Origin of the sequence: Methylomonas sp. MS20 (genome assembly GCF_050275925.1) — a bacterium.
GTDB lineage: Bacteria > Pseudomonadota > Gammaproteobacteria > Methylococcales > Methylomonadaceae > Methylomonas > Methylomonas koyamae_A.
Map to the genome: position 1 here is coordinate 1,096,294 of NZ_CP189962.1, position 17,195 is coordinate 1,113,488.

18 protein-coding genes are annotated in these 17,195 nt (G+C 52.9%); 14 read left to right on the forward strand and 4 right to left on the reverse strand.

Annotated elements, in window-relative coordinates:
- Positions 1–79: 79 nt before the first annotated feature.
- Positions 80–1,369 carry a DEAD/DEAH box helicase gene (locus ACQE3D_RS04840; protein ID WP_427551415.1) on the forward strand — a complete coding sequence of 430 codons (1,290 nt, stop codon included), beginning with the start codon at positions 80–82 and terminating at the stop codon, positions 1,367–1,369.
- Between the two features lie 55 nt (positions 1,370–1,424).
- Here the strand turns inward: ACQE3D_RS04840 and ACQE3D_RS04845 are convergent, their stop codons facing one another.
- Positions 1,425–2,654, reverse strand: a complete 1,230-nt coding sequence (locus tag ACQE3D_RS04845) for a molybdenum ABC transporter ATP-binding protein (protein ID WP_313728853.1) — start codon at positions 2,652–2,654, stop codon at positions 1,425–1,427.
- A gap of 648 nt (positions 2,655–3,302) precedes the next feature.
- On the opposite strand from ACQE3D_RS04845, the gene ACQE3D_RS04850 reads away from it, so the two are divergent.
- The 3 genes from ACQE3D_RS04850 to ACQE3D_RS04860 are packed head-to-tail and all read left to right on the forward strand — an operon-like array spanning position 3,303 to position 4,935.
- Entirely contained in the window at positions 3,303–3,878 is a 576-nt protein-coding gene (locus ACQE3D_RS04850; RefSeq protein ID WP_313728852.1) for a hypothetical protein, read from the forward strand.
- Positions 3,879–3,911: 33 nt separating this feature from the next.
- On the forward strand, positions 3,912–4,220 hold the full coding sequence (locus ACQE3D_RS04855; protein WP_064031031.1) for a rhodanese-like domain-containing protein: 309 nt from the start codon (positions 3,912–3,914) through the stop codon (positions 4,218–4,220).
- Between the two features lie 10 nt (positions 4,221–4,230).
- On the forward strand, positions 4,231–4,935 hold the full coding sequence (locus ACQE3D_RS04860; protein WP_064031032.1) for a dinitrogenase iron-molybdenum cofactor biosynthesis protein: 705 nt from the start codon (positions 4,231–4,233) through the stop codon (positions 4,933–4,935).
- Positions 4,936–5,004: 69 nt separating this feature from the next.
- On the opposite strand, the gene ACQE3D_RS04865 is transcribed toward ACQE3D_RS04860, so the two are convergent.
- Complete coding sequence (locus ACQE3D_RS04865) at positions 5,005–5,652, reverse strand: DUF2959 domain-containing protein (protein ID WP_313728851.1); 648 nt, start codon at positions 5,650–5,652, stop codon at positions 5,005–5,007.
- Between the two features lie 280 nt (positions 5,653–5,932).
- Here ACQE3D_RS04865 and ACQE3D_RS04870 point away from each other — a divergent pair, with 280 nt between their 5' ends.
- Positions 5,933–6,097, forward strand: a complete 165-nt coding sequence (locus ACQE3D_RS04870) for a hypothetical protein (RefSeq protein WP_168031883.1) — start codon at positions 5,933–5,935, stop codon at positions 6,095–6,097.
- A 112-nt stretch (positions 6,098–6,209) separates the two neighbouring features.
- Here the strand turns inward: ACQE3D_RS04870 and ACQE3D_RS04875 are convergent, their stop codons facing one another.
- Positions 6,210–7,535 (reverse strand): replication-associated recombination protein A, encoded by a 1,326-nt coding sequence (locus ACQE3D_RS04875; RefSeq protein ID WP_313728849.1) that lies wholly within the window; start codon positions 7,533–7,535, stop codon positions 6,210–6,212.
- A gap of 134 nt (positions 7,536–7,669) precedes the next feature.
- Here ACQE3D_RS04875 and accA point away from each other — a divergent pair, with 134 nt between their 5' ends.
- The 6 genes from accA to ACQE3D_RS04905 all read left to right on the forward strand — a co-directional run bounded on the left by accA (position 7,670) and on the right by ACQE3D_RS04905 (position 12,720).
- Complete coding sequence (accA, locus tag ACQE3D_RS04880) at positions 7,670–8,644, forward strand: acetyl-CoA carboxylase carboxyl transferase subunit alpha (protein WP_064031034.1); 975 nt, start codon at positions 7,670–7,672, stop codon at positions 8,642–8,644.
- 69 nt (positions 8,645–8,713) lie between these two features.
- The gene (gene tilS / locus ACQE3D_RS04885) at positions 8,714–10,033 is read left to right on the forward strand and encodes a tRNA lysidine(34) synthetase TilS (RefSeq protein WP_313728848.1); all 1,320 of its coding nucleotides are present in this window, start codon (positions 8,714–8,716) and stop codon (positions 10,031–10,033) included.
- A 34-nt stretch (positions 10,034–10,067) separates the two neighbouring features.
- On the forward strand, positions 10,068–10,256 hold the full coding sequence (locus tag ACQE3D_RS04890) for a hypothetical protein (RefSeq protein ID WP_064031036.1): 189 nt from the start codon (positions 10,068–10,070) through the stop codon (positions 10,254–10,256).
- Between the two features lies 1 nt (position 10,257).
- Positions 10,258–10,455, forward strand: a complete 198-nt coding sequence (locus tag ACQE3D_RS04895) for a hypothetical protein (RefSeq protein ID WP_071154794.1) — start codon at positions 10,258–10,260, stop codon at positions 10,453–10,455.
- 72 nt (positions 10,456–10,527) lie between these two features.
- A complete protein-coding gene (locus tag ACQE3D_RS04900; protein WP_313728847.1) occupies positions 10,528–11,517 on the forward strand; it encodes a nodulation protein NodZ in 990 nt (329 codons plus the stop codon).
- Positions 11,518–11,526: 9 nt separating this feature from the next.
- Positions 11,527–12,720, forward strand: a complete 1,194-nt coding sequence (locus ACQE3D_RS04905) for a glycosyltransferase family 92 protein (protein ID WP_313728846.1) — start codon at positions 11,527–11,529, stop codon at positions 12,718–12,720.
- A 126-nt stretch (positions 12,721–12,846) separates the two neighbouring features.
- On the opposite strand, the gene ACQE3D_RS04910 is transcribed toward ACQE3D_RS04905, so the two are convergent.
- Positions 12,847–13,065 carry a hypothetical protein gene (locus tag ACQE3D_RS04910; protein WP_281022433.1) on the reverse strand — a complete coding sequence of 73 codons (219 nt, stop codon included), beginning with the start codon at positions 13,063–13,065 and terminating at the stop codon, positions 12,847–12,849.
- Between the two features lie 209 nt (positions 13,066–13,274).
- Between ACQE3D_RS04910 and ACQE3D_RS04915 the strand changes: the two genes are divergently transcribed.
- The 3 genes from ACQE3D_RS04915 to eno are packed head-to-tail and all read left to right on the forward strand — an operon-like array spanning position 13,275 to position 17,092.
- Positions 13,275–14,903 carry a CTP synthase gene (locus ACQE3D_RS04915; protein WP_064031040.1) on the forward strand — a complete coding sequence of 543 codons (1,629 nt, stop codon included), beginning with the start codon at positions 13,275–13,277 and terminating at the stop codon, positions 14,901–14,903.
- Between the two features lie 24 nt (positions 14,904–14,927).
- Complete coding sequence (gene kdsA / locus ACQE3D_RS04920; protein WP_168031873.1) at positions 14,928–15,776, forward strand: 3-deoxy-8-phosphooctulonate synthase; 849 nt, start codon at positions 14,928–14,930, stop codon at positions 15,774–15,776.
- A gap of 32 nt (positions 15,777–15,808) precedes the next feature.
- Positions 15,809–17,092, forward strand: a complete 1,284-nt coding sequence (eno, locus tag ACQE3D_RS04925; protein ID WP_313729460.1) for a phosphopyruvate hydratase — start codon at positions 15,809–15,811, stop codon at positions 17,090–17,092.
- The last annotated feature ends 103 nt before the right edge of the window (positions 17,093–17,195 follow it).

Sequence of the window (17,195 nt, forward strand, 5' to 3'; positions counted from 1 at the left end):
TTTTGGACACGGTTGTCATGTCCCGAATTTTTTCCAAATTTTCCCGAATTATATGACGGAAACAACATAAGGTTAATCCATGCTATTTTCAGAACTCGGTCTTTCCGAGCAAATTCTTAGAGCCGTTGCCGAACAAGGTTACGAAACGCCTACTCCGATTCAGGAGCAAGCGATCCCGGTGATATTGCAGGGGCGGGACGTGCTGGCCGGTGCTCAGACCGGCACCGGCAAAACCGCGGGCTTTACACTGCCTTTGTTGCAATTGCTGCAACAAGCGCCTGTGAGGAAAAAGCCCCGACCTATTCGGGTGTTGATCCTAACGCCGACCCGCGAACTGGCGCTGCAGGTCTACGAGAGCGTTTGCTCTTACGGTAAGCATCTGCCGTTTTTTGCGGAAGCGATTTTCGGGGGCGTCAGCAGCAAGCCGCAAATCCAAAAATTGCAGCGCGGAACCGATATCGTGGTTGCGACTCCCGGCCGCTTGTTGGATTTGATCCAGCAAGGCTATGCGGACCTGTCGCAAATCGAGTATTTCGTGCTCGACGAAGCCGACCGGATGCTGGATATGGGGTTTATCCGCGACATCCGCAAAATTATCCAATTATTGCCGGCACGGCGCCAGAATCTGTTGTTTTCGGCAACGTATTCGCCGGAGATCAGCACGCTGGCTGAACAATTGTTGAGCGACCCGGTCGAGATTGCCGTTGCCAAACGCAATTCGGCGGCGGAAACCGTGTCGCAGTTGGTCTACGGTATCAAGCGCGAGTCCAAGCGCGAATTGCTGGCGCATCTGATCGGCGACGGCCGGTGGCAGCAGGTGCTGGTTTTCGTGCGTACCAAGCACGGCGCGGATCGCTTGTGCAAGCAGCTGATCAAGGATGGCATACGCTGCGCGGCCTTGCACGGCGACAAGAGCCAGGGAGCCAGGACCCGCGCGCTGGACGATTTTAAAAGCGGTGCGATCACGGCACTGGTGGCGACCGACATCGCCGCACGCGGGCTTGATATCGAACAGTTGCCGCATGTTGTCAATTACGATCTACCGCAAGTCGCCGAGGACTATGTGCATCGCATCGGACGCACTGGCCGGGCCGGCGCGGAAGGGCAGGCAATCTCGTTGGTCGATGCTGAAGAAGCGCAATTGTTGGCGGCAATCGAAAAACTCCTGAAAAAGTCGATTCCGCGGGTTGCCGATACAGGCTACGAAAAAGTGTCGCTGGAACCGGTTTCCGCCAAGTCTCAGTCCAAGGCCAAGCCTAAGGCAGCGGCTAAACCTCGGTCGCAAGCTCGGCCCGGCGACCGTCCGGGCGAACGTGCTCGGGGCGGCCGGCCGCCTCGAGCCGCTGCCGGTGGCGCGCGCGGGCGATGAGTGGGCCCGTCGCTTAGTGGATAGGCTACAACAGATGTATAGGATTTAGTTGTGCTTAGGCCTGAATGATTCGCTCGGTTACTTGCTTGATTTCGACGGCGCTATTTGCGATAGCGTGGTGGAAGCCGTGGGCTGTGGGCGCGGTTTCAAGTAAGTGATAGTGATCCGGACCTACGCTAATCACGCGTTGGTATGACTGAGTTTGAAGTTCGCGCAGATAAGCGATCGAATGGGTCTTGATCAAGCAATAAACCGTATCGCCTTCCTGTAGAGCCATATCGCGGGCTGCGCCGTGGGTAATTTCGGCCAGCAACGCGCCGCCGCAATCGATTTGCACAATTAAGCTCTCTCCGCTGGGAATAAGCGCGCAGATGCGGCCCTTGATCTGGTTCTGGATCGAAATGCCGCTTAAGTAGCCGCGCGACAGCGCGATGTCGTTGGCGCGGATCGATACCTGGGTCCCGCTGCCCGGAGCCAATTGCGGCCTCAGCGGCAGCGCCAACGGCAGCCCGAAACTGTCTGCCTGGGTGTGGCCGGCGGAATGGTCGTGATGACGTATGGTGACTGGCAGCAAATTGTCTATCTGACGCATGCCCAGATAGCGAAGCATGCCTTGTCCCTTGGCGATTTCCGGTAATGAGCCGCTACGCGTCACCTTCCCCTGATCCAGCACGATCAATTGGTCGGTCAAGTCGAGGATTTCCCCTAAGGATTGACTGGCGTAGAGTGCGGGCAGGTTGAGTTCGATTTGAGCGCGCTTGAGCAGTGCCAATAGCAGCGGCCGGTAGTCGTGGCCTATCGTCGCAAAGGTGTCGTCCAGCAGGAGCAAGCGCGGCGACTTCACCAGCGACCGGGCCAAGGCCACCCGTTGCCTTTCCCCGGCTGAAAGCAGCGGTAAGGGTTGGTCGAGCAGACTGCCCAATTCGAGTAACTCGATCAAGAACGGTAGCTTGAAGTTTCTCCGATGCCTCAGCGTGCGCTCGCGGGTGGCGTTCAAGTTTTCGCGGACGGTTTCGGACGGATCGGCGCAATCCAGTTGTAGTACGGCGCCTACCGGACGTTGTTCGCGCGGCATGACGATACCCTTGCGACTGTCGAACAAGATCTTGCCGTCGACCAGAATGTAGCCGCTATGCGGCTGAATGGCGCCTGCGATCAAGCCCAGCAAGGTGCTTTTGCCGGCGCCGGATTTCCCGAGCAGGCCCATGCTGTTGTCATTGATCGCCAGCGATGTGGTCAGGTCGAAATGGCCTCTGCGCAATTTGACGTTCATTTCTAACAACATGGTGGCCTCGCTAGTTTGGTGGGTGATCGTTGCTCTCGAAGAGCCAGGGTTAACCGGCGAACGCTATCGTCAACGCCCCGACTTAAAGATCGCGCTTGTCGGCAGGTTTTCTTTGACAGCTTGGCCGGAACAGGTGTTTCAGTAACAAACGAAGCGGATATTCGGTATATCATATTATATATATCGAAAGACGTGATTGTTCGTGAAACGGTTCGGGACTAACGCTGATCGAGTGCGATAGTGGCGATTTGACTGAAAGTTGTCGCACTTTGCTTGATGGGCATAATCCACGTATTTACAAGCAGTTTTTGGGCCATGGCTCTGGCCGTGGACGAGCGCGGTAGGGCATTAGCGAATTGGGGTAGTGTGTTTGGCGAGGTAGTTCGTTAATTATATTTGAGTATATCGATTCGGTAGGGGCGCTGCAAAATAGTGTTAAAGCCTACAACGGCGAACCGAAAAATCGCGTGGAATTTGTAGTGTTTGCGACATTGTTGGCGGTCGCTGTCGGCAAATCGGGGTTTTCCGATAAGCCGGAATGACCCCAATTCGTGAATAGCCCCAGTTGCGATAAGGGTATGCTTGGCTGGCAAGGCTCTTGCTTAATTAAATTGAACCGAATTTTTTATCTATTAGGAGATGTTTCCGATGTTACTCGACAGTTACAACAGCCAAGGCCTATTGACCATTTCTACGGTATTGGGCAAAACCAGCACTGCGGGTCTGACTGCTTGGCGCGGCGACTTAGTGCTGATCGAAGGTGCCATGCGCGAAGGCGCGACCAATCCCAACGACCGTAACCCGCCCAAATTATTGATCCAGCAAGCGGCGATGCTGGCCGATAGCGACAAGATCTTGTTTTTAAACGGTATGGTCTATCAGTTGGAGTCCCTTGCACTATTCGTCGAGAAATATAAAGCCGGTTTGACCGCCGATACCTTGGCTTTGATTTACGTCGAAAACATCGCCGCTCCAATGGTTGTCGAATTGGAAGGTTATACATTCAAATTGTTGCCGTACAGTGAGGGCATGGTCTGGAACGAAACGATGGAATTTCTGTACATCGAGAAAGCAGACTTGAAAGGCCAGTCCGCCGAAGACAAAGTCATCACCGTGTACGACGCGGCAAAAAGCTTTAAATTTAAAGGCGAAACGTTGAGCTACGAAGCGGCGTTGACTAAAACCATCGAAGTTAAACGCGAAGCAAGCTACGGTCCGGTGTAACGGGTCGGCGAAGCGAAACGGGGGTGAGGACTTATGAAAAACTTTAAGACGCTTACGGTGGCCGAATCCGAAGCCTTGATCGCCGAACAGCAGCCGATGATCTTGGATTGCCGGGACCTTAAGGACTATAAGGCAGGACATATCGACAATGCGATGCACGTACACGAACAGTTGCGCGACACCTTGATCAGAAAAGCCGATAAGTCCAAGCCCATGCTGATTTATTGCTATTACGGCCATGCCAGCGAGCATATGGCGGAAATGTTCGGAGATTTCGGTTTTCAGCAGGTATACAGCATGGCCGGCGGTTACGCCGACTGGAAAGAACAGCACAAACTTTAGGGGTAACGCTATGGAATTATCAAGAGATATCGCGCTCCGCATTGCGTTGGCGTCAAGAGTGTTGCCCGGCGTGGATGTGGCGTCGCTGATTGGAATTCTGCACGAAAAAGTCGGTTCGCCGTTGACCGACGAACGCCTGAAAACCATTACCGTCACCAATTTGAAAACCGGGATTGGCAGCCACGACGGCGAGGAAGATGGCGAGGATATCGACATTGGATTGGCCAACATCAAATTGGCAGTGCGTTATCTATGGGGCGAGGAAGACGGTGACGAGGGCTTGCCGGAAATCCTCCCCTACAAGGAAGGCGACATGCCGGAATCGATCCGGGTCGCGATCGCATCCAACAGCGGGCAGTCGTTGAACGGGCATTTCGGCTCGTGCATCCGGTTTTTGGTGTATCAATTGTCCAAGGACGCCATGCGATTGGTGGATATCCGCTCTACGGTGGAAGCCGATACCGCCGACGATAAAAACCTGTTCCGGGCCGAGTTGATCAAGGACTGCCATGTGTTATTCGTGCAGTCTATCGGTGGACCGGCCGCCGCGAAAGTGATTCGAGCCGATATTTATCCGATCAAGATCCCGGACGTGATCGAAGCTGAAGCACAGTTGCGCGAGTTTCAGAAAGTGTTTGACGCGCCGCCGCCGTGGATGGCCAAGGCATTGGGTAAGAGTGCCGAGGAGCGCAAGCGCTTCGCTCACCAAGATTGAATGAGGGCCGGAGTACACAATTTCGGTGTGCTCCGGTTGTTCGGTCTAACCGGACTTAGTCCGGAGTCTTCAAGACTTTTCCATGGTCGCGATAAAGCTATCCGCTTCGTTGATCGATTTTTCCATTTCAAGGACTAGCGCGGAAACATCCGATTTCACGCTATCGAGCTGGCCTTTTAGCGAAGCGATGGCCTGAGCATTTAAATTGTGCTTTAGAAACAAGACTTGGTCTTTGAAGACATTCAGTACCGGCTCCAGTTTGGACTCCGCTTTGCGCATTGCTGTCAGCAATTGCCGGTACTGGGTTTTCGTTACGGTCAGTTTTTTGCTGCTGGTTTGTCTGAGCGAGGCGTTGGTGTATTCCCTAAGTTCGGCTTCCCATTCGGCAAACAACGCTTCCGAAACGTCCTCGATATCGGCGATGCGTTTGTGAATTTCATCCGCCTTCCGCACGCTGGCATCATACTCGTCGTTTAGTTTCCGGTAGGTTGATTCCAGGTCGCCACCCTGAAAATTGGTCAATACGGTGAACTGTTCCAGTGCCGATTTGAATTGTTGCTTGGTTTCCTCCTGGGTCTCGCGGGCTTTTTCGACCCGATGTACCATGACTTCCCGCTTAGGAATGCCCAGTTTTTCCAGGCCGCCGTAATAGGCTTTCGAGCAAGCGGTAGCGGTCAGTGCAATCAGTACAAGGGTGCAATGTAAGCGACTTTTCATTGGGTCACCAGGAGAGGTTAAGGGGAAAATTGCCGCAGTGTAAAGCCAGTTTCCGGCTAAGGCTAGCCCGGAAATCGGCTTCGACAATACTGGCGGATTGCCAACCAGTCGCGAATTTTTCGACAAAGAGTGCGATATTCCTCCAATAGTCGGTCACTGAGGTTGGCATTTGATCAAGAACTGGCTTTTACTTAGTCCCGACGCCGCCAAGTCGAATAGCGATGACTTTGGTGGGTGGATTTATTAAAGCTGTTTCTTATCAAATGTCGCGGAGGTTGTCATGAACGAATTTAAAAAAGATTTAATGATAGGGGTTATTTCATTTACCGGTATTGTCGGATTTATTTCCGGCGAGTTTATTCTTTCGACTTTAATGTTCGGTGTAGCGGCTTTAATGAGTAATATCGCGGCCGAACCCACTTATCCGGTTAAGCAGTCTGTCTGATTCTCCATTGGCGGAGATTCGCAAACGAAGCATCCATCGTTCGTTTGTTTCCACGGCCTCGCAATCCCCAGGGTTGCGAGGCTTTTTTTTACGCCTTCGAAATTTGATCGCATCAGGTTTTTTTGGCCGGTAAGCCGCGCAGGAAGTTAAGCTTTTCTTTAATTTTACTTTCCAACCCGCGTTCGACCGGAAAGTAATAACGGCGGTTTTGTAAGGCGTCGGGGAAATAATTTTCGCCAGCGGCGAATGCTTGATCTTCGTCGTGTGCGTAGCGATATTCGGCGCCATAGCCTAAATCCCGCATCAGACCGGTCGGTGCGTTTCGTAGATGCATTGGAACTTCCAGCGAGCTGCTTTTTTTGGCATCGATCATTGCCGCCTTGTAGGCCGTGTAGACGGCGTTGCTTTTCGGTGCGCACGCAAGATAGGTTACCGCTTGCGCCAAAGCCAGCTCGCCTTCAGGGCTGCCCAGTCTTTCGTAGGCCTCGGTAGCGTTTAGCGCGAGTTGTAAGCCGCGCGGATCGGCGTTGCCGATGTCTTCGGCGGCCATTCGAATCACGCGTCGGGCAATGTAAAGCGGGTCGCAACCACCGTCCAGCATCCGGGCAAACCAATACAATGCCGCATCAGGATCGGTGCCGCGCACTGATTTGTGCAAAGCGGAGATTTGATCGTAAAAAATATCGCCGCGCTTGTCGAAGCGGTTTGCGTGGCCTTGCAGGACTTCGTCGATCATTCCAGGCTTAACGACTTCTCGTCCGTCCGCGGTCTCGGCTAGGTCGGCGGCAATTTGCAGAATATTCAGACTTCGTCGGGCGTCACCATCGGCGGCCTTGGCGATCATCGTCAGAGTTTCGCGGTCTATCTCGATCGGCCGCAGACCCAAGCCGCGCTGTTTATCTCTTAGCGCACACTCCAGCAGTTCGATCAGCGCGTCGGTATCGAGGCTGAGCAGTACGTAGACTCGCAAGCGCGACAGCAGCGCGTTGTTCAGCTCGAACGACGGATTCTCGGTGGTGGCGCCGAACAGCACGATTGCGCCACTTTCGATGGGCGCCAGCAACGAGTCCTGCTGACTCTTCGAAAAACGGTGAATTTCGTCGATGAATACGATGGTATTCAAGCCCTGTCGAGCCTTGATTTCTTCAGCCTCGCCCACGGCGGCGCGAATCTCCTTGACACCGGCCATCACCGCCGACAACTCGATGATATGGCTATGGGTCATGCCGGCGATAATCTTGGCCAGCGTGGTTTTGCCGACTCCCGGCGGTCCCCAAAATACCAGCGAATGCAATACGCCGTTGTCGATAGCTGCCCGCAGCGATTTGCCTTTTGCCAGGAGGTGTTGTTGGCCGATAAATTCATCAAGGCTGCTTGGTCGCATTTTGGCGGCTAGCGGCATATAGGCGTCGCGAGGACCGGAGTATTTGCTATTCATGAATGACATAAGCGTGACGGTGACCATAGGGGAGCGGTCGCACGCTAAGCGAAACCGCGGCCGAAATAGATAGGCAATATCGGCTTTTTTTAATAGAATTGCCGGCCATTTTAGAGATTCCGCTCCCGAAAGCCATGGATTTAAAATTTCTTGATTTTGAACAGCCGATTGCCGAACTGCAAGCCAAGATTGAAGAGCTGCGCAAAGTCGAGCTAGACAACAACTTCGATATTTCCGAGACGCTGAAGCAGTTGGAGCAGAAATGCGAGAGCCTGACCGAGAGTATTTTCAGCGACTTGTCCGACTGGCAGATTTCCCAATTGTCGCGCCATCCGGGACGGCCCTACACGCTGGATTATATCTCGTTAATTTTCACCGAATTCCATGAGTTGCATGGCGATCGCGCATTCGCGGACGACCCGGCCATCGTTTGCGGCTTAGCGCGCTTGGAGGGTCGGCCGGTCGTCGTGATCGGTCATCAAAAAGGTCGAGACACTAAGGAAAAAATTTACAGAAACTTCGGAATGCCGCGGCCGGAAGGTTATCGGAAGGCCTTGCGCGTCATGAAAATGGCCGAGCGCTTTCAGTTGCCGGTCATTTGTCTGATCGATACTCCCGGCGCCTATCCTGGCATTGGCGCGGAAGAGCGCGGTCAGAGCGAAGCGATTGCCCGTAACTTGTTCGAAATGTCCAAATTGCGGACACCGATTATCTGTACCGTGATCGGTGAAGGCGGCTCCGGTGGCGCGTTGGCTATTGGGGTGGGCGACCGTTTGCTAATGTTGGAATACAGTACTTACGCGGTAATTTCGCCGGAAGGTTGTGCGTCTATTTTATGGAAAAGCGCCGACAAGGCCCAGTTGGCTGCCGAGGCCATGGGCATAACCTCCGACCGCGTGCGCGAACAAGGCTTTTTGGACGAAGTCATCCGCGAGCCGGTCGGTGGCGGTCACCGCAATTTCGCCAAGATCGCCGCCAATTTGCAGGAAGCCTTGCTCAGGCATTTGGGTGAATTGCAGGCGGAAGCTGGCGACATGGACAAACTGTTGGAGAAACGTTATCAACGTATCATGCGTTTCGGCTCGTTCATTGAAGAGCCGGCCAAATAATTCCTTTGTCCGGAACATCAGCGTAGAAAAGGCCGATTTCTCTCGGCCTTTTTTTTGGAGCGTTGCCTTATGCTGAGCTTTCAGGCAGTGAGTTCCGCGCTGCCGGAGCGGGTTGGGCGTTTGTATGTCGCATACAGTGGTGGCGTGGACTCGCACGTACTATTGCACCTGTGCGCACGGCAACCGGATTGGCAAGCCAAGCTGTGCGGGGTCTACGTCGACCACCGCTTGCAAGCGAAGTCGACGGCCTGGGGCACCCATTGTCGTCGGCAATGCGAAGCGTTGGGTGTCGAGTTCTTGCTGCTGACTGTCGACGCCTCGGCTGCGCCGGGTGAAAGTCCGGAGGCGGCTGCTCGTCGCGCTCGATACGCCGCGCTAGCCGATTTGCTGGACCGCGACGATGTGGTGCTGGCGGCTCAGCACCGCGAGGATCAACTGGAAACGGTGTTGCTGCAACTATTTCGCGGAGCTGGCGTGGCTGGATTGGCGGCGATGCCTCGGATATCGCCGCTGGGCCGAGGGTCTTTGGTCAGGCCGCTGTTGAAAGTGGGCAAGGCCGAGGTATTGGTCTACGCGCGCCAGCAAGGCTTGGTTTGGATAGAGGATCCGAGCAATGCCACGAATGATTTCGACCGGAATTTTCTGCGAAACCAAGTTCTACCGCTACTGAAACAACGCTGGCCTGGGCTGGATAAAACGGTGGCGCGGTCGGCCGAGCTGTGTGGAGAGGCTGCGGAATGCCTGGACGAGTGGGCCGAAGCACAATTGGCCGCCGTATCCGGTTTGGACAGGGGCGAGCTGGCGATCGACCAACTGCCGGTTGCGGCAAGTCGCCGTCGCTTGCTGATTCGGCAATGGTTAGCTCGCAACGGCCTCCGGCCGCCGAGCCGAGCCATAACTGAAGCGATTCTGGCGCAGGTCGTCGATGCGCGTGGCGATGCGAACCCGCAATTATGTTATCAGGGCGCGCTGATTCGAAGATACCGCAAGCGCTTAGTTTGCGTGCCGGCCCATCCGGCTGTTCGCACGCACGGCGAAGTGGTTTGGCCTGACAATGCCCAGCAGATCGAATTGGGCGGCGGTTGTCGCTTGAGCAAGGAAGTTTCCGTTGACGGCATCGCTCAAGCGCTTTGGGATCGGGCTAGTGTCACGGTGAGGTTCCGGCGCGGCGGCGAAAAGTTGAAGTTGCCGGGGAGGGGCGGCCGGCATAGTTTGAAAAAGCTCTATCAGGCAGCCGGCACCCCTCCGTGGGAACGGGAGTGGAGGCCGTTGATATATCTGGATGGCCGCTTGGCGGCGGTGGCTGGCCTTTGGGTGGACGAGTGGGTCAGCGGTTCGAAAAACGAACCTTGCTACCGAGTGTCTTGGCAGTTTCGACAAAGCGTGTGATGATGAATGGATAAACCCTAGTCGGAGAAATGAGATGTTTGCCGAAGTTTTGCAGTCGGCGATCGTCGGCATGATGATCGCCATTCCCACTATCGTAATCTATAAAAAAGTGGGGTTGAATCCGCTTTGGGCTGGACTGGTTTTTATTCCGGTGTTCGGTTTATTAATCGTATTCATCCAGTTGGCCTTCGCGGAATGGCCAAACGCGCGGCGGGGAGGTTGAGATGGCGTTGTTTTTCATTTTGTTGCCCGTCTATATCTTGTTTTGTTTGTGGTTGGGATTTCGAATACTGCGGAAAGCCGGCTTTGATGGACGTTGGGTCATCGCATTATTGGTGCCGGTCTTGAATATCATCATGATTTGGGTGTTCGCATTCAGTCGATGGCCTGGTTTGCGGGAGGATGTCGATCAGGGGTTTTAGGTGGTATTTTTGCTCTGATTTTCTTTTTATTCCCGAGATATTGGGTTCTCTAAAATTAGGTTGTGAAATGTTATGAATCTGAGGCATATTTGGTGGAGAATTGCTGCAATTAAAACGCCCGGCCAAGCTTTCGATGCGGTAGCTTCAGAGCTGACGCCATATTTTTATCGGCATTTTCAACGGTTAAATCGAGGCGTTTTTGCAATTGAGATCGTGAATTCCAATTTAGGGTTTTTCGCGGTTCTGAATTGGGCGCTGTTTGTTTTGCATTTCTGTAAGAAGCAGGGTTTAGTACCCTATTTAGAATTTACTACGAAGAATTATTCGGATCCGGTTTTGGGGCGCGATTGGTTTAAGTATTATTTTTCTAATCGAGCAATGTCAGCGGCCGGTTTCGCAGCCGAGTATAGGCCTTGGTTGGTTACCAAGGTTCGACGTATCAGAGATTTACGGATGCCGGGTTGGTGTTTTCACGATTTGAGCTTGGAACAAGCCGGCGAGATTTTTCGTGAATATATTGAGTTCAATCCGGTGATTTCCACTGAGGTGGAAGCGTTCGTTGCCGAGCATTTTGCAGGTAAGTATGTTTTGGGGGTTCATTTTCGAGGTACCGATAAAGTAGTCGAGGCGCCACAAGTCGCTTGGGCGTATTGTGAACAAACGATTCGAAATTTTTTAGCGGATCACCCCAGCGTCGATGTTCTATTTGTCGCTAGTGATGAAAGTCGTTTTATTCAATATATGCTGGAAAAATTTCCAGATATTGCTGTGGTGAGCCATCAGGACCATTTTCGCAGCGATGGCATTAAGGCAATTCATAGTCTCGATGGGGGCGGCGATAATTATTCGAAAGGATTCGATGCGTTAGTTAATTCTTTGTTGTTGTCGAAATGCGACGCACTAATCCGGTCGTCGTCATTTTTATCAGCTTGGGCGTCGATTTTTAATCCAAAAGTGCCGGTGGTTTTGTTGAACAAGCCTTTGGAAGATGCGTTATGGTTTCCTGAGGTAGAGATAATGAAGCGTTCCTTGGATCATTACTTGCCTGATTTCACTGAATAGGAAGCTTGTATGAGAGTCCTGCTAAGCCTATTGAAGAGGCTGGGAAAAAAAGTCAGTCTGGATGTTGCGTATAATTTCGTTCAGTTAAATTATCCAATTTGGGTTTTTTACTTTAAGAAACTGACGTTGCCGAATTTTGGCGGTCGCCACGAGATTAAAATTTCTGGTAAGCCCGCTATCTACGATGTATTCGTTTCCGGCGATAAAAATTACGTGGTAGCTATTGGTAGATATGACCGCGTTGCCGACTGGAGTAGATTAATATGCGTATTCGACTCAGGTTGCGAAGTTATTGGGCAGGTCGTTGAGGATTTTGCCGATGAAAAGGAGGCTTATCAGGTTTCAATCATTAAATATTTGATTCCCTCTGGTTGTCGGAGTAAGCCCGTGGTTTTGATTACGTTAAAGTTGGACGGTAGTCAAATCGTTAACTCTCTCCAGCTTTCGAATCATTCGGTCGAATTGCCGCGGCATAAGCTAAGTGTGACGACGTTGATGAAGGATGAAGATAGGTTCATCCCTGAGTGGATCGCATATTATCGTATGATAGGCGTAAGTCATTTCTATATATACGATAATCGTAGTTTAAAAAGAAGGCGGATACGTAACTTGTTGGAGCCTCTAATTGCCCAGGGAGTTGTGACGTTGATAGATTGGGATTATCCTTACGTGTCCGGTGCTCCCGATAATAGCTGGCGTTTTTGTCAGCGAGGACAGATGCACCATTGTTTATACAAATACGGTAGTTTTTCCGATTGGATGTTGTTTATCGATGTTGATGAGTTTATCTATCCTGTTAATGCCGAGCAAGATTTTTTGAAGTTTTTAGAGAGTCGAGAGCATCCAAATATAGCCGCGTTGCAGTTCAAGATGATCTGGTTTGGAAATTCAGGATTTGAACAGGTTCCTAAGGGTTTGATTATTAATAATTATATTCGACGTTCTCCGGAGGTTTTGTCCTTAGGTCGAGAGAAATGTGCTGTCCGGCCTCAGTTAACGAAGCTAATGTTTATTCATGGGGTTAAGGCGTGTGAGGAAAATTCATGGATGGATGTGGTGTCTCCCGAACTGTTTCGGATTAATCATTATTATGCGACTAGTTCCAAGCGTCAATTTAAGGGGTATTCGGACCATAACGACGTGGAAGATACAGGAATGAGAAAATACGTTGACTCCGTGGAAGAGTATATTGGGAAAATATAGTTGTGCTAAAAATTGATATTTATCTTGTATAAGCACAGTTGGAAATGGTTTTGTTAGAGCCCTTTCGAAGATGTTATGCGTCTAGTAGTAAGCTATGTGCCCTCCAGCTGACAGAGGGATTCCATGTCATAACGTTGGGCGAAACGACGCAACGCTGACGAATCGAAAAATCTTTAGCGACTTTCCGGCGCCGCTTCCAATAGCGTTGGACTTTACGCCTTGTTGCTCGGCAATGGCCACGATTGTTTGACTGTGGGTAACATTAAAAATAATAAAGGTGTGCGCGATCTTGTTTTGCCAGTCGTTGCCCGTCTTTTTCTCGAGATCAGGCGCTTCGTGCGACATTTCGTCGCATTCTTGGCGTTTTAACGCTTGCTAACTTGATGTACGGCAGTTGTTGTCGTGAGCTTACTGTGAGGAATGTGCCTGAGCTTTTAGTGGTTGCTGTGGGGGCGCAAGGGCTAGATTTGCCCGGCAGGCATGGGACAAAGCTGTTAAAATTCCGGTTTAGTGTTGACCTCATTGCCAGACGCTAGACAAGGCGCAAATTTTTCATGACAAAATTCATCTTTATCACCGGCGGTGTGGTCTCCTCGCTGGGGAAAGGCATCGCTGCTTCTTCCTTGGCCGCAATTTTGGAAGACCGCGGCCTCAAGGTCACCATCACCAAACTCGATCCCTACATCAACGTCGATCCGGGCACCATGAGTCCGTTCCAGCATGGCGAAGTGTTCGTCACCGAGGACGGCGCGGAAACCGACCTGGACTTAGGCCATTACGAGCGGTTTTTGAAAACCACGATGGCCAAAAAAAACAACTTCACGACGGGGCAGGTATACGAACAAGTGCTTCGCAACGAGCGTAAGGGCGAATATCTCGGCGCGACGGTGCAAGTGATTCCGCATATCACCGATGAAATCAAGCGCCGGGTTTACGCCAGCGCGGAAGGCAAGGACGTGGCGCTGATCGAGGTCGGCGGTACGGTCGGCGACATAGAGTCGCTGCCGTTTCTGGAAACCATCCGCCAAATGGGCGTCGAATTGGGCCGCGACCGCGCGGTGTTCATCCATCTGACCCTAGTGCCCTATATCAAGTCGGCCGGCGAACTGAAAACCAAGCCGACCCAGCACTCGGTTAAGGAACTGCGCACCATCGGTATTCAACCCGATATTCTGATCTGCCGTTCCGAACAAACCATCCCGGCCAGCGAACGCCGCAAAATCGCGCTGTTCACCAACGTCAGCGAGAAGGCGGTCATCACCGCGATTGATGCCGATACCATCTACCGCATTCCGCTGCTGTTGCGCGAGCAGGGGCTGGACGACATCGTCGTCAACCAATTGCGTCTGGACGTGCCGCCCGCCGATTTGAGCGCGTGGGAAAAAGTCGTCGACGGCCTGACCCACCCAACCGACGAGGTGCAAATCGCCATCGTCGGCAAATACGTCGACCATACCGATGCCTACAAATCCTTGAACGAAGCCTTGTTGCACGCCGGCATTCATACCCGCCACAAGGTCGAGATCAAATACATCGATTCCGAAACCATCGAGCAGGAAGGCACCGCTCGGTTGAAGGATGTCGACGCCATTCTGGTGCCGGGCGGTTTCGGCGAGCGCGGCGTCGAAGGCAAGATTTCGACGGTGCGCTTCGCCCGCGAGAACAGAATCCCTTTTCTGGGTATTTGCCTGGGCATGCAATCGGCTGTGATCGAATTCGCCCGCAATGTGGTCGGCCTGGAAGGCGCCCACAGTACCGAATTTCTGCCGAAGAGCCCCCATCCCGTGATCGGCTTGATTACCGAATGGATGGACGAGGCCGGTGAACTGGTCACCCGCGACGAAGACTCCGACATCGGTGGCACCATGCGCCTCGGCGCGCAAAAATGTCGCTTGAAGGACGAATCACTGGCCTTCGAGGTGTATCGAAAAGACGTGATCACCGAGCGTCACCGCCACCGTTACGAGTTCAACAACCAGTATCTGAAACAACTGGAAGCCGCCGGCATGCGTTTTTCCGGCAAATCCTTGGACGGCCGGCTGGTCGAAATCGTTGAGCTGCCGGAGCATCCCTGGTTCCTGGCTTGCCAGTTCCACCCCGAATTTACATCGACGCCGCGCAATGGCCATCCCTTGTTTTCGGGTTTCGTCGAAGCCGCCGCCAAACACAAAAAAGCACTTTAACGAGCATAAACAACAAGGTTAAGCATGCAACTCTGCCATTTCGAAGCTGGTCTGGATCAACCGTTTTTCTTGATCGCCGGCACCTGCGTGATCGAAAGCGAACAAATGACGTTGGATACCGCCGGTAAACTGAAGGAAATCACCAGCGCACTCGGCATCCCGTTCATTTACAAATCCTCTTTCGACAAGGCCAACCGCTCGTCGATGTCTAGTTTTCGCGGCTTGGGACTGGAAACCGGCCTGCAAATTCTGGAAAAGGTCAAGCAACAATTGGACGTGCCGGTTTTGACCGACGTCCACGAAGACACGCCGCTGGCGGAAGTCGCTTCCGTGGTGGACGTCATGCAGACACCGGCTTTTCTGTGTCGTCAGACCAATTTCATCCAAAGCGTCGCCGCTCAAGGCAAGCCGGTCAACATCAAGAAAGGCCAGTTCATGGCGCCTTGGGACATGGGCAATGTGGTCGCCAAGGCCAAGGCCACCGGCAACCAGCAAATCATGGTCTGCGAGCGCGGCGTATCCTTCGGCTACAACAACCTGGTATCCGACATGCGCTCCTTGGCCGTGATGCGCGACACCCAATGTCCTGTGGTGTTCGACGCTACCCATTCGGTGCAATTGCCGGGCGGGCAGGGCAGTTGCTCGGGTGGCCAGCGCGAACACGTGCCGGTACTGGCGCGGGCGGCTATTGCGGTCGGTATTGCCGGATTATTCATGGAAACTCATCCTAAGCCAGAAGACGCTTTGAGTGACGGGCCAAATTCCTGGCCGCTGCATCGAATGCAGGAACTGCTGGAAACTTTGATGACCCTCGATCGCGCGGTAAAAGCGGCGGCCTTGATCGAAAACACCTTGAACCAACAAAACAACTAAACCTACCCATCACTCCCACGGAGCAATTGAAGATCATGAGAATCGTTGATGTAAAAGCTAGAGAAATTCTGGACTCTCGCGGCAACCCCAGCGTCGAGGCCGAAGTTTATTTGGATTCAGGTGTCGTCGGCAGCGCCATGGTGCCTTCCGGGGCCTCCACCGGCGAACGCGAAGCTATCGAATTGCGCGACGGCGATAAATCTCGTTACTTGGGCAAGGGCGTGTTGACTGCGGTTAACAACGTTAACACCGTGCTGAAAGATGCCGTGGTTGGTATGCAAGCCGATAACCAAGCCGCGCTGGATCAAAAAATGATCGATCTCGACGGTACTAATGCAAAAAGCAAACTGGGCGCCAACGCCATTTTGGGCGTATCGATGGCCGCTGCCCGTGCCGCCGCGCAAGAAGCCGGTAAACCGCTGTATCAGTTCATGAACAAATCCGGCGAATTCATTCTGCCGGTACCGATGATGAATATCATCAACGGCGGTTCGCACGCCGACAATAGCGTCGATTTGCAAGAATTCATGATCCTGCCGGTTGGCGCACCAACCTTCCGCGAAGCGATCCGTTACGGTGCCGAAGTATTCCACAACCTGGCAAAAGTCTTGAAAGGCAAAGGCTTGGCGACCACCGTCGGCGACGAAGGCGGCTTCGCACCTAATCTGCGTTCCAACGAAGAAGCCATCGAAGTGATCCTGGAAGCGATCGAAAAAGCCGGTTACAAAGCCGGTCAAGACATCTACCTGGGCATGGACGCGGCGGCTTCCGAGTATTTCGACGACGGCAAGTACGTGTTGTCCGCCGAAAACCGCAGCTTCAACTCAGTGGAAATGGTCGACTTCCTGACGGCTTGGGTCGATAAATATCCGATTATCTCGATCGAAGACGGTCTGGACGAAAACGATTGGGACGGCTGGAAATACCAAACCGAAAAGTTGGGTAACCGCATCCAATTGGTCGGCGACGACTTGTTCGTTACCAACCCCGCAATTCTGAAAGAAGGTATCGAGAAAGGCATCGCGAACTCCATCCTGATCAAGGTCAACCAAATCGGCACTTTGACCGAGACCCTGGAAGCGATCACTATGGCTGGAGCGGCAGGTTACAGCGCGGTGGTTTCTCACCGCTCCGGCGAGACCGAAGATACCACTATTGCCGACTTGGTGGTTGCTACGGGCACAGGCCAAATCAAAACCGGGTCATTGAGCCGCTCCGACCGCGTCGCCAAATACAACCGTCTGATGAAAATCGAAGACGAGTTGGGCGCGAAAGCTCGCTATGCCGGCCGTGGCGCGTTCCAAATGCTGAAATAAAAAGCGTTGGTTGGGTTGATCCTTTGCGAAAGCGGAGGATTGACGCAACTTTAAGAGTCGTCGTGTTGGGTTACGCTCCGCGTTGCTTCGCTAACCCAACCTA

Excerpts from the sequence above, each read along its gene's own strand:
- ACQE3D_RS04870 (WP_168031883.1), top strand. The coding sequence starts at position 5,933 with ATGAACGAATTTAAAAAAGATTTAATGATAGGGGTTATTTCATTTACC.
- ACQE3D_RS04910 (WP_281022433.1), bottom strand. The coding sequence starts at position 13,065 with ATGTCGCACGAAGCGCCTGATCTCGAGAAAAAGACGGGCAACGACTGG.
- ACQE3D_RS04840 (WP_427551415.1), top strand. The coding sequence starts at position 80 with ATGCTATTTTCAGAACTCGGTCTTTCCGAGCAAATTCTTAGAGCCGTT.
- ACQE3D_RS04900 (WP_313728847.1), top strand. The coding sequence starts at position 10,528 with ATGAATCTGAGGCATATTTGGTGGAGAATTGCTGCAATTAAAACGCCC.
- tilS (WP_313728848.1), top strand. The coding sequence starts at position 8,714 with ATGCTGAGCTTTCAGGCAGTGAGTTCCGCGCTGCCGGAGCGGGTTGGG.
- ACQE3D_RS04875 (WP_313728849.1), bottom strand. The coding sequence starts at position 7,535 with ATGAATAGCAAATACTCCGGTCCTCGCGACGCCTATATGCCGCTAGCC.
- ACQE3D_RS04905 (WP_313728846.1), top strand. The coding sequence starts at position 11,527 with ATGAGAGTCCTGCTAAGCCTATTGAAGAGGCTGGGAAAAAAAGTCAGT.
- ACQE3D_RS04865 (WP_313728851.1), bottom strand. The coding sequence starts at position 5,652 with ATGAAAAGTCGCTTACATTGCACCCTTGTACTGATTGCACTGACCGCT.
- ACQE3D_RS04895 (WP_071154794.1), top strand. The coding sequence starts at position 10,258 with ATGGCGTTGTTTTTCATTTTGTTGCCCGTCTATATCTTGTTTTGTTTG.
- ACQE3D_RS04850 (WP_313728852.1), top strand. The coding sequence starts at position 3,303 with ATGTTACTCGACAGTTACAACAGCCAAGGCCTATTGACCATTTCTACG.
- ACQE3D_RS04855 (WP_064031031.1), top strand. The coding sequence starts at position 3,912 with ATGAAAAACTTTAAGACGCTTACGGTGGCCGAATCCGAAGCCTTGATC.
- kdsA (WP_168031873.1), top strand. The coding sequence starts at position 14,928 with ATGCAACTCTGCCATTTCGAAGCTGGTCTGGATCAACCGTTTTTCTTG.
- accA (WP_064031034.1), top strand. The coding sequence starts at position 7,670 with ATGGATTTAAAATTTCTTGATTTTGAACAGCCGATTGCCGAACTGCAA.
- ACQE3D_RS04890 (WP_064031036.1), top strand. The coding sequence starts at position 10,068 with ATGTTTGCCGAAGTTTTGCAGTCGGCGATCGTCGGCATGATGATCGCC.
- ACQE3D_RS04860 (WP_064031032.1), top strand. The coding sequence starts at position 4,231 with ATGGAATTATCAAGAGATATCGCGCTCCGCATTGCGTTGGCGTCAAGA.
- ACQE3D_RS04915 (WP_064031040.1), top strand. The coding sequence starts at position 13,275 with ATGACAAAATTCATCTTTATCACCGGCGGTGTGGTCTCCTCGCTGGGG.
- ACQE3D_RS04845 (WP_313728853.1), bottom strand. The coding sequence starts at position 2,654 with ATGTTGTTAGAAATGAACGTCAAATTGCGCAGAGGCCATTTCGACCTG.